Origin of the sequence: Pseudoxanthomonas sp. CF125, from assembly GCF_900104085.1 — a bacterium.
Lineage (GTDB): Bacteria > Pseudomonadota > Gammaproteobacteria > Xanthomonadales > Xanthomonadaceae > Pseudoxanthomonas_A.
In genome coordinates this window covers 724,233-735,513 of sequence record NZ_FNLD01000003.1, presented here as the reverse complement: position 1 = coordinate 735,513, position 11,281 = coordinate 724,233, and the positions used below count along the sequence as shown (strand labels likewise).

Genomic DNA, 11,281 nt, shown 5'->3' with positions numbered 1-11,281 from the left:
CGCCGCGAGCTCTTGGCCTACGCTCGAAATCGCTCAGGAACTCGCGGCGGGACGCCGCTCCCACAGTCTTCCAGGTCGGGCGTCCGGAGAGGCTTTGCTCAATCTGTTGGCTTGGATTCGGGCGGCGACTGCGGCACCGTCGCCGGCGGCGTGACCGGCAGCGGCGCCTCGGCCCGCAACGCATCGAGAATCTTCTTCCCCGCACGCCCATCCTGCGGCTGCAGTCCCAGCCGCTGTTGTTCGGCCACGATCGCGCGACGGGTGAGCGTACCGATCATGCCGTCCGCTTCGCCGATGGCATGCCCGCGCGCCAGCAGCAGTTGCTGCAGTTGCTTGCGTTCGCCGCGGCCCAGTCCCGGATCGTCGGTCGGCCACGGCGTGACCAGCGCGCCGCCTCCGCGCAGGCGGTCGGACAAGGTGGCGATGGCCAGGGCATAACTCTCCGCCGCGTTGTACGAATAGATCGCATCGAAATTGCGGAACACCAGGAAGGCGGGGCCGGTCGCGCCCGCGGGCAGCAGCACGGCCGCCTGGGTATCGGCCGCCAGCAGCGGCGTACCGTCGATGCGGGTGACGCCGCGCACGATCCAGTCGGACAGGGGCCGCTTGTTCTTCCTGCCTGCGAGTGCGGCGTCGAAACCCGCAGGCAGTTTCACTTCGTATCCCCATGGCTCGCCCGTGCGCCAGCCGGCCTGCTTGAGATAGTTGGCGGTCGAAGCCAGCGCATCCGGAATGCTGGCGACCAGATCGCGACGCCCGTCGCCGTCGCCATCGACGGCGACGCGCTGGTAGGTGGTGGGCATGAACTGGGTGTGGCCGAAGGCGCCGGCCCACGAACCCGTCAAACCTTCGGACTTCAGATCGCCGGCTTGCAGCAGCTTGAGCGTGGCGAAGAATTCACCGCGAAAGAACTCCTGACGGCGGCCGAAGCAGGACAGCGTAGCCAGCGAAACCAGCAACGGCCGCTTGCCGAAGGTCTTGCCGTAGTCGCTTTCAACGCCCCATACCGCCACCACGGTCTGCGAATCCACGCCGTACTCCTGCGAAACCCGCGCCAGGGTCGCGGCATTGGCCTGCAACATGGCCTGGCCATCGCTGATGCGCTGATCATCGACCAGCGCGGCCAGATAATCCCAGATCGGCGTGGTGAACTCCGGCTGGGCATCCAGCAACTCCAGCACGCCCATGTCCGGAACCAGATCGCGGGTGTTGGCGTCGAAGGCGGTTCCTTCCACGCCCACTGCTTCGGCCTTTGTGCGCAGCCCCGCCAGACAATCGTTGAAGACGAGCTCGTCGGCGCGCGCTGCGTTCGACCATAGCGCTAGCGCCAACGAAGTGCACAGAAGCGTTTTCATGGCCATCCCCTCTCGTTTTCGGCGGACCTAGTCCTTGTTGGCCGGAGTATCGCGCATGCTTCCGCAACTCTGGATGACGAGGGAACCCGTTGCGACGGGGTTTGCGCATTCGCGCATACGATTCCTTTGGGATCCCATGCACTAACGAACGACCGCATCTGCAACCATCACTTTTTCGGCGCGAGCAGTTGGGTCAGGCGATCCGGCGTTCCAGCGATGCGCTGCAGATGCGGATACCGCAGCCCTTGGCGATACTCCACTCGCAAGGTGCGATAGGCATCTCCCTGCCTCACCAGCAGTTCGATTGCAGGTTCCGTTGTTTTGGCGGCGGTGATCGCCCGCTTCAGGCGGTCGGCATCGTAGGCCATGCCCGACACCGCCACGACCACCATGTCTTTTGCCAGTCCGGCAAGATAGGCGGGGCTGTTCCACAGCACTGCTTCGACCTTTCCATCGGCGCTGGCGATTTTCAATCCCAGCGAATAGCTGAAATCGTCGAACTCCTGGTCGCCTTCGGCCTCTGCGATGGCGGCATTGGGTTGTTCGTCGTAGACCAGCTTCCAGCCTGCACGTGCCAAACCCTCCGTCGGCGCGCCCGGACCATGGCTGTCCACGCGCTGGCGCAGGAATGCGGCCCAATCATGAGGCTGCACTGTCCGCAGTGCTCCGATCACGTCGTCGACCACATAAGTCCGCGCTTCTACCTTGCCCGTACTGCCGCCGAAGAACCCGCGCGCGAAATCGTCCAGCGAGCGTTTTCCGCCCGACAGTTCCCGCAGCTTGGTATCGACATCCAGCCACACCAGCGTGCCTTCGTCGTAGAAATCGTAGCCGCGCTGCCAGCTCTCCCATGCCTGCGGCGCATCGTTGAAATCGACGATGCCCTGATAGACGGTGTCCTGCAGGTTGCGCCATCCGCGGCCGGCGCGATGGTCGAACAGGGCCGCATTGGCGGCCAGCACTTCCTGCGCCTGCTGCGGCGTGTACAACCCGGCCCGCGCGGCCAGCACCCAGGCCCAGAACTCGGTCTGGCCTTCGTAGACCCATAGCAGATCGTTCTGCATCGGCGTGTTGTAGTGCGGTGTCCACAGCAGCGCCGGACGCATGAACTTGCCGTTCCAGCTGTGCGTGTATTCGTGCGGCAGCAGATAGTTGTCGGTGAAGGGCGCCTCGCCTGTCAGATAACCCGGAAAGGTGCCGTTCTCGCTCGACTGATGATGTTCCAGGCCGATGCCGCTGAACTGGTCCGACAGCGCCAGCAGGAAATCGTAATGCGCGAACGGACGCGCGCCAAACACGCGATCGGCCTGCTTCACCAGCGCACGGTGCGCGGCGAGGATTTCCGGCTTGACCTCGAGCAGCTCCGGCGCGTCGGCGATCACGTTGAGGCGCACCGGTATTTTCGCGCCGGGATCCAGGTCGAACCGTTTGAAGTAGCGGCCCGCGTAGACGGGGGAATCGACCAGATCGACAAGAGCGACCGTCTGAAAGCGGCTCACCCCGCCATCGGCCACGGCCGTTTCAAGCGCGCTGCCGAATTGCCAGCCTTCCGGCAAGCGCAGACTGGGTTCGAAGCGGATGCGGCGCGCGTCGTAGCCGGCCGGATACAGAAGCAGGCGCGACCATTGCACCGACATCAGCTCGGTGGTCATCGCCACCCGTCCCTGGTCGTCGGCAGTGGGCGAAAGCGATTGGAATTCGACATCGAGCGTAGTGACGCCCGCGGGCACTTGCAGATGGAACGCGTAAACGTCCAGCGGATCTCGCCGCCATTCGATGCGCTGTCCGTTGCCGGATATCGACAGGCCCGCGAACTGGTTGATCGGGCCGGTGGCCGCATGGTTGCCGGGTATCCACTGCGGATACCAGAGCTTCAATGGACCCGGTTGTACCGGGATGCGTTCGCGCACCCGGTAGATGCGGCGCGACACGTCGGTGGCATCGACCGCGAGCGATATCACTCCAGGATAATCGTGGTCGGAAGCCGCGGCCGCGGCGGCCGGCGCCTGTGCCCGCACGGAAAACGACAGCCCCAGCAAGCAGGACAACAGGATCACGAGCCGCGCCATGCGAGTTCCAGTTCCGTGGGAAAGCGGCATTCTGGGCATGTCGGGCGAGGAACGACAAGCTTGCGGGCGGAATCGGCCTGGCGGGCGGAATCGTCGGCTAGGTTCCTGAAGCACACGGGATGACCGCGGGCTTCGCGCTATGCGTGTTGGGATTTCCGAGTTTGTGTATAGAAAGCCAACCGCATTGGACAACCTTTCGGTGCGCTGGAGACGTCGCTCTGCCGACGCAGTGTTTCGACTTTCCTCTTTTTCTTCTCCAGCCTCCGAATACCTCCGAGATAACTTCCGTTCTGTTGCTCGGCGGCATAAACGTCACGCAGTTATCACCTAGATTAATGGCGACTAGAGGGGACATGAATTCATAGCGTTTTTCTTGCTGAATACGCTGCAAAAAAATTGCAAAACTCCTGATTAGGCAAGCAGTATATGACGCCTTTATGACAGACCCTCCGCCGAGTTCGCGGACGGCAGCAAGTCATCCGCTAGGAGGGTCATATGCACGTCGCCACCGGCTACCAATCCCATTCCATCGCATACCTTGTCCCTCGCGGCCTGCGGCTCGCGCGGGATTTTTTGATTCTGCCGGATCGAGCGCATCGATGCTCCGTTGCAGCCGTGACCGGTACGATTTCGATCCTGATTGCCTGCTTCATAAGGTATGCGTATGTGGAGAGGCATCGTCTGACAGGCAGCTTCTTCTATGACCGCCTTCAGTTTTCCTTCGTCGATAGAGGCTATCCCGAAATCTTCGGCTACGGCCTGGAACTGATGGCCTGTGCGCTGTTTGCCATGCTCGCCCGGGTGTATGGCAAGAAGCAGTGGTATGCATTCGCGGCTATCCTGTTTGTGACGTTTCTGGACGATGCGTTCGAACTGCATGAAGCGATCGGGCATATGTTCAATGCCGGATTGGGTCTATCGCCGGTCGTCGGCGATCTGATCGGATTTTCCACGACGGGATTGTTGTCGGCCGTGTTCTGGCTTGCTGGCACGCGCCTGATTCGAGGGGAGGACGACTGGCTTGCCTATCTGGTCTTCACGGCCTACTTCGCGATCCTGATTTTCTTCGGTGTCGGCGTGGATGCAGTGCACGGGATGCTGGGAAGGAATGTGTCGCAGACCTTGTCGACCCTGGTCGAAGACGGCGGCGAACTGGTGATGACCGCCGTCATCAGCCTGTCCGCATTCGGCATGTGGCTGCGGCAAAAGCACGGGGCGAGCACCGGCGGCGCGTCGATCGAGTCCGCATTGCCGAGCCCTTGAACGGAGACATGCGGGCCTCGCCTTGAAGGAGATACGACCACATTCCGGGTATGTTCGTGCGCAGGAACGAGCCGGGAAGCACCCCGGCGTCCACCCGACCTTCGGCATGACGAAGAACGCACCACCGTTCATCGCCGTATTGTCCGTCGCCGGCCACTAACCGCGTTGCAGGTCATATCCGGCCCCCGCCGGCGAGGTCCGCCCGCGTGGTCTTCAACTCGCTTACTTTCATCGTGTTTTTCGCGCTGGTGCTTGCGCTCCACGCAATGCCCTTCCGCTGGACCACCAAGAAGGTCAACCTGCTGGTCGCCAGCTATCTGTTCTACGCGGCCTGGAACCCGCCGTTCGTAATCCTGCTCTGGGTATCGACGCTGGTCGACTGGTGGGCGGCGAAGAAACTGGTCGATGCGCAGAATCCGCACGCGCGGCGCGCGTGGATGCTGCTGTCGGTGGTGGTCAACCTGGGCATGCTCGCCTACTTCAAGTACGGCGGCTTTCTGATGGAGAACTTCCAGGTGTTGATGGCCTCGCTGGGTGTGGCCTACCAACCGCCAAAACTCGATATCGTGCTGCCGGTCGGCATCTCCTTCTACACCTTCGCCACCCTGTCCTACACGCTCGACGTGTATCTGCGCCGCGCCAAGCCGGCCAGCAACTTCCTCGACTACGCGCTGTTCGTTACTTTCTTCCCGCATCTGGTCGCCGGGCCGATCATGCGCCCGACCGAACTGGTGCCGCAGTTCGCGCGCGAACGCCGCGCAACCGCCGACCAGTTGCGTTTCGGACTGGCGTTGATGGTGTTGGGACTGTTCCAGAAAATCGTGCTGGCCGACGGTTTCCTGGGACCGGCGGCCGAGGCGGTCTACGACGCGCCGGGCCGCATTCCCGGCACGCTGGATGCGTGGATGGGCACGCTGGCTTTCAGCGGGCAGATCTTCTGCGACTTCGCCGGTTATTCCACCACCGCGATCGGCGCGGCGATGTGCCTGGGCTTTGCGATGCCCGACAACTTCCGCTTTCCGTACGCGGCAGTCGGTTTTTCAGACTTCTGGCGACGATGGCACATCACTTTGTCGTCATGGCTGCGCGACTACCTCTACATTCCGCTAGGCGGCAACCGCCATGGCGAGGCGCGCACCTATTTCGCGCTGATGGCCACGATGCTGCTGGGCGGCCTGTGGCATGGGGCCAGTTGGACTTTCGTGGTCTGGGGCGGTTTGCATGGACTGTACCTGGCGGCCGAACGCGTGCTGCGCGCGCGCTTCCAGGGCTACCGGCCCGGGCCGTTGGCGTTGTTCGGGCTGGGTCTGCTGACTTATGCGCTGATCAACATTACCTGGGTGTTCTTCCGCGCCCAGGGTTTCGGACAGGCGTGGACGATCCTGCGAGGCATGTTCGGCGGCAACCCGGAGGCCAAACCGATCCTGACCACCGCGCATCTGGCGATGGTGGCGCTGATCGTGGGCGGGATAGTGATCGCCCACTGGCTGATGCGCAGCCGCACGCTGGAAGCGATGTTGGCGCGGCGGCACCCGGTGCAGTTGTCGGCGGCATTGGGCGTAATGGCGTTCGCGGTGGTCGCCGCACAGGGAGCGGGCAATGCCTTCATCTATTTCCAATTCTGAGCGGGCCGGCTTCGCGATGGCCAGCGACGGCGGCATTCCAGCCGAAGAGCGCTTCGAGCGGCCCGGCTTCGTGCGGCTCACCGCTTCGGACCGGCCCGGCGTCGCGCAGCCGGTGCCGGAACGCGATATTCCGTCGCAGCCTTGGGGCAGGATTCTGCTCGGCGCGCTGGTGTTGTTCGTGCTGCTGATGGCGGCATGGGAATGGCACTGGCGCGCATTCGGGGCCGCACCCGGTTATCGCAACAGCGACGGCGCATGGGCCGACCAGCGCCGCCGCATCGACACCGGCGAAGGCGGCAAGACCGTGCTCATCGGCAGCTCGCGCATGCTGTTCGACGTACAACTGCCGGAATGGGAACGCGCCACTGGAGAGCGTCCGATCCAGCTGTCGCTGGAAGGCACCTCGCCTTTGCCCGTACTGGAGGATCTGGCCGACGATCCGGATTTCACCGGCCGCCTGGTGGTGGACACGACGCCGACCAGCCTGTTCCTGGGCCAGAGCGGACGGCGCGCTTCGGTAGTGCCTTATTACCATGGGCAGTCGCCTTCGCAGCGCAGCGGCCATTGGTTGTCGCAGCGTTTCCTGGAGCCCTGGTTCGCGTTCTACGACCCGGATTTCGCCTTGCCCGTGGTCGTACGCAGGCAAGCATGGCCGGATCGGCCGGGCCTGCCGAGGCGGATCCTGGTGCGCAAGCTGTCGGTGCAGGAAATCGACCGCAACACTTACCTGTGGCACAAAGTTTCGGACGATCCCGGGTACCACGCGCTGACGCGCCGCATCTGGCAAGTGCAGTTGGGCCTGCCGTTGCAGCCGATGGTGGATACCGAAGCCAAACGGCGGAAGCTGCGCGAGGAAACCATCGGACGCGTTGCCGGCGCCGTGGCCAAGCTGCGCGCGCGCGGCGTGCAGGTGGTGTTCGTGCGCCCGCCCAGCAGTGGGCCGTGGCAGGCTCAGGAACAGCGGCTGACGCCACGCAAGGAAAGTTGGGAAGCGCTGCTGCAGCGTACGGGCGTGCCCGGCGTCCACTTCGAGGACTATCCGCAACTGCAGGGTTATACGCTGCCGGAGTGGTCGCACCTCGATGCTGTGGACGCAAAGCGCTTCACCACCGCACTAGCGCCGCTGATCGAGCGCGAGTTCTTGCGCGAAGAAGCCGCGCGGCAGCAGGCGGCGATGCGCTAACGTGCTGAAAGCATGCTGTCCACGCACGCTTCTCGATATGCGAGCGAGGTGGGAGCAGCGGGTGGGAGCAGCGGGTGGGAGCGGCGTCCCGCCGCGAGCTTTCCCATGAGTGCCGGGTTGCGTGGGAAGCTCGCGGCGGGACGCCGCTCCCACCGATCTTGTCCAGGTCTCTGGGAGAGAGGAGCACGACGACACATCGACAGTGCGGGTTGCGCAGGTTCCAGCCCGCCCGTGCGATTTAGCGCGGCGATGTAAACGTCGCGCCAACGCCGCGACGCCACACCCGGCAGCGGTTGTTGGCCGGCATGGCGATATCGTCGACCAGTCGCAATCCGATCGTCTGCGCCAGCGCGTCCACGGCTTCGGCATCGCGGATGCCCATCCGCCCATCGCGCGCCTTCAGCGAGGCGTCGAACTCCCGGTTGCTGTCGCTGGTGAATTGCCCGCCGTAGTTGAAGGGCCCGTACACCGCCAGCACCGCGTCGGCGGCCAGCGTTTTGTCCAGTCCCGCGAAGCAGGCTTGGACTTCGGGCCATCCCATGATGTGCAAGGTATTGGCGCTGAATACGGCATCGAAGGTCCGGGCCGGCCAGGCGCCTTGCGCGACGTCCAGCTCCACCGGCGGCGGCGTATTCGGCAATGCCACTTCGTCCAGCCATGCGCGGATACCCGGCAGATAGTCGGCGCGGTCGGAGCATTGCCAGCCCAGCCACGGCATGGCCGCGGCGAAATGCACCGCGTGCTGGCCGGTGCCGCTGCCGATCTCCAGTACTTCGCGCGCGTGCGCGAAGTGCTCGCGCAAGACTTCCAGAATCGGATCGCGGTTGCGCTCGCTGGCCGGCGAGAACGGTTTTCCGGTCGTCACGGCGGTCGCTCAGCCCAGCGAACGGACGTAGATCATCTTGTTGGAACCACTGGCGCCGCGTTCCTCGATGGCGAAGTACTTGGGCTGGTGCTTCAGCAAGTCGCTCAACTTGCGATGCCCGTACAGACGCGGGTCGAAGTCGGGCTGGATCTTGTTGAGGTAGCTGCCGACCGCGCCCAGGAACGCCCAGCCGTTGTCGTCGGAGGCTTCTTCAATGGCCTGGCGGATCAACGCCAGCGGTAAAGGTTCGGCGGATTTGTCCTTGGCGTCCGTCGCCGCCACGGCTTGGCTAGGGGGCACAGTCGATGCCGGTTGCGCCGGCGCGGATTTCGATACCGCCTTCTTCGCCGGCTTGGCCGTTGCCGGCTTCGTCGGAGCGCTGGCCGCGGCTTCCTTGCGCAGCACCTCGGTGTAGACGAACTTGTCGCAGGCGCGCACGAATGCATCGGGCGTCTTCTTTTCGCCGAAGCCGTACACGGTCAGACCTTCTTCGCGCAGGCGCTGGGCCAGACGGGTGAAGTCGCTGTCACTGGAGACCAGGCAGAAACCGTCGAAGCGCTGCGTGTAAAGCAGGTCCATGGCGTCGATGATCATCGAGCTGTCGGTGGCGTTCTTGCCGCTGGTATAGGCGAACTGCTGGGCCGGGCTGATCGAGTGCCTGAGCAGCGCCGCCTTCCACTGGGTCATGCGCGGGCTGGTGAAATCGCCGTAGATGCGCTTGACGCTGGCCACGCCGTACTTGGCCACTTCGGCCAGCAGGCCTTCGATCACCGAGGGCTGGGCGTTGTCGGCGTCGATCAATACCGCCAGCCGCGGCTGGTCGTCGTCGTTGTCGGACTTGGCGTTGTTTCTGGATTTCATGGGGTTGATCCCTGAGTTGATTGCTGCACCGATGCAAACATACTCCCCTCATTCTCCCAGCGATGGGATCAGCCCCCTCCCTTGCGAAGCAGGGGAGGGTTGGGGAGGGGTGCTCTTTGCGGCGAACCTAAAGAGCCAATGACCTGCTTTAGAAGATTTCAGGCGGCCCACTTCTCTTCACTCGTCGAACATCGCGCCAAAAGCACCCCTCCCTAGCCCTCCCCTGCTTCGCAAGGGAGGGGACTAAAGCGGCACCGCTCGCGCTGTTCCTTCTGCGATCATCTGCATTGCCACCGCTTCAGCCGCCTTGATCCCATCCACACCTGCAGAGAGGATTCCTCCCGCATACCCTGCCCCCTCTCCCGCAGGAAACAACCCGCGCGTATTGAGGCTCTGCCCATCCGCCCCGCGCGTCATCCGCACCGGCGAAGAAGTGCGCGTCTCCACTCCGGTGAGGATCGCATCGTCCATCGCGAAGCCCTTGATCTGCCGGTCGAAGGCCGGCAACGCCTCGCGGATCGCGTCGATGGCGTAGCGCGGCAATGCGCTGGAGAGATCGCCCAGCGTCACGCCCGGCGTGTACGAAGGCAGCACGGCGCCGAATTCGCGCGAGGCGCGTTTGCGCAGGAAATCGCCGACCAGCTGCCCCGGCGCGCGGTAGTCTTCGCCGCCTTGCAGGAAGGCCTGCTCTTCCCAATGCCGCTGCAAGGCGATGCCGGCCAGCGGACTGCCGCTGGGATCGAACTCGGCGTAGTCCTCGGGCGTGATGCCGACCACGATGGCGGCATTGGCGTTGCGTTCGTTGCGCGAGTACTGGCTCATGCCGTTGGTGACCACGCGGCCGGGTTCGCTGGCGGCGGCGACCACGGTGCCGCCCGGGCACATGCAGAAGCTGTACACCGAGCGCCCGTTGCGGCAGTGGTGCACGAGTTTGTAGTCGGCCGCGCCGAGGATCGGATGACCGGCCTGCGGACCGAAGCGCGCACGGTCGATCAGCGATTGCGGATGTTCGATGCGGAAGCCGATGGAGAAGGGTTTGGCTTCCAGGAACACGCCGCGCTCGTGCAGCATGAAGAAGGTATCGCGTGCGCTGTGGCCCAGTGCCATCACCACATGATCGGCGCGGATCTCGCCGCCATCGGCCAACACCACCCCGCGCACTTTGCGCGTACCGGCAGCATCGGTCTCCACCAGCAGGTCATCGACGCGATGAGAGAAACGGATCTCGCCGCCCAGCGCTTCGATGTCCGCGCGCATGTTCTCCACCATCGACACCAGGCGGAAGGTGCCGATGTGCGGCTTGCTGACGTAGAGGATCTCCTCCGGCGCGCCGGCCTTGACGAATTCGGTCAGCACCTTGCGCCCGTAATGGCGCTTGTCGCTGATCTGGCTGTACAGCTTGCCGTCGGAGAACGTGCCCGCGCCGCCTTCGCCGAACTGCACGTTGGATTCGGGATTGAGGATCTTCTTCCGCCACAGTCCGAACGTGTCCACGGTGCGCTCGCGCACGTTCTTGCCGCGCTCCAGGATGATCGGCCGCAAGCCCATCTGCGCCAGAATCAGGCCGGCGAACAGGCCGCAGGGCCCCATGCCGATGACCAAAGGTCGTAGCGCCGCTGGATGTGGAGAAGCCTGGACGGCTTCTTCGACGGCGGTCGCCACCACGCGCGCGTCTTCGGACGAGACCGAAAGCGGTACGTGCACCGGCGCTTCGCCATGCAAAGACTGTGCGACCGGTTTGTAGGTGGTGTCCGGCGTGGGCGCGACCTTGCCGTCGGCCGCTTCTTCGTCCATCTGCAGGCGCTGCAGGATGTCCGCTTCGCGCGTGGTCTCCACGTCCACCGCGTAGATCAACATGATCGCGCCGCGCTTGCGCGCGTCGTAGCTGCGCTTGGCGATAGTGAAGCCGGCCAGTTCGGCGGCGGCGATGCCGAGGCGCGCGACGATCGCCGCGGGAAGCGCGGCTTGGTCATGGTCCAAGGGAAGCTTGAGGTCGGTGAGTCGCAGCATGGGCAAGGCCGTAGAGGTACGCCAGTTTAACTGCCGCCGATGCGAAGCGC

At 64.2% G+C, this 11,281-nt stretch carries 8 protein-coding genes; 3 read left to right on the top strand and 5 right to left on the bottom strand.

The genetic code is table 11. The annotated features are described in order from the left end of the window. Window positions 1-98: 98 nt before the first annotated feature. Both BLR66_RS16775 and BLR66_RS16770 read right to left on the bottom strand, forming a co-directional pair. Window positions 99-1,361: a lytic murein transglycosylase gene (locus tag BLR66_RS16775; protein ID WP_218119664.1), complete on the bottom strand. Its 1,263-nt coding sequence runs from the start codon at window positions 1,359-1,361 to the stop codon at window positions 99-101. Between the two features lie 161 nt (window positions 1,362-1,522). Further along, window positions 1,523-3,424, bottom strand: coding sequence for a M61 family metallopeptidase (locus BLR66_RS16770; protein WP_093289705.1), 1,902 nt, complete (start codon window positions 3,422-3,424; stop codon window positions 1,523-1,525). A gap of 495 nt (window positions 3,425-3,919) precedes the next feature. Here BLR66_RS16770 and BLR66_RS16765 point away from each other — a divergent pair, with 495 nt between their 5' ends. The 3 genes from BLR66_RS16765 to BLR66_RS16755 all read left to right on the top strand — a co-directional run bounded on the left by BLR66_RS16765 (window position 3,920) and on the right by BLR66_RS16755 (window position 7,495). Further along, entirely contained in the window at window positions 3,920-4,687 is a 768-nt protein-coding gene (locus BLR66_RS16765) for a hypothetical protein (protein WP_143014690.1), read from the top strand. A 266-nt stretch (window positions 4,688-4,953) separates the two neighbouring features. After that, on the top strand, window positions 4,954-6,312 hold the full coding sequence (locus BLR66_RS16760) for an MBOAT family O-acyltransferase (RefSeq protein ID WP_255402741.1): 1,359 nt from the start codon (window positions 4,954-4,956) through the stop codon (window positions 6,310-6,312). Further along, window positions 6,287-7,495, top strand: coding sequence for a hypothetical protein (locus BLR66_RS16755; RefSeq protein WP_255402740.1), 1,209 nt, complete (start codon window positions 6,287-6,289; stop codon window positions 7,493-7,495). The genes BLR66_RS16760 and BLR66_RS16755 overlap by 26 nt, the downstream gene beginning before the upstream one ends. A 238-nt stretch (window positions 7,496-7,733) precedes the next feature. Here the strand turns inward: BLR66_RS16755 and BLR66_RS16750 are convergent, their stop codons facing one another. The 3 genes from BLR66_RS16750 to BLR66_RS16740 form a co-directional block, all read right to left on the bottom strand. Further along, on the bottom strand, window positions 7,734-8,360 hold the full coding sequence (locus BLR66_RS16750; RefSeq protein ID WP_093289696.1) for a DUF938 domain-containing protein: 627 nt from the start codon (window positions 8,358-8,360) through the stop codon (window positions 7,734-7,736). Window positions 8,361-8,369: 9 nt separating this feature from the next. Then, entirely contained in the window at window positions 8,370-9,221 is an 852-nt protein-coding gene (locus BLR66_RS16745; RefSeq protein ID WP_093289693.1) for an NYN domain-containing protein, read from the bottom strand. Window positions 9,222-9,464: 243 nt separating this feature from the next. After that, the gene (locus tag BLR66_RS16740) at window positions 9,465-11,231 is read right to left on the bottom strand and encodes an NAD(P)/FAD-dependent oxidoreductase (protein ID WP_093289690.1); all 1,767 of its coding nucleotides are present in this window, start codon (window positions 11,229-11,231) and stop codon (window positions 9,465-9,467) included. Window positions 11,232-11,281: the final 50 nt, after the last annotated feature.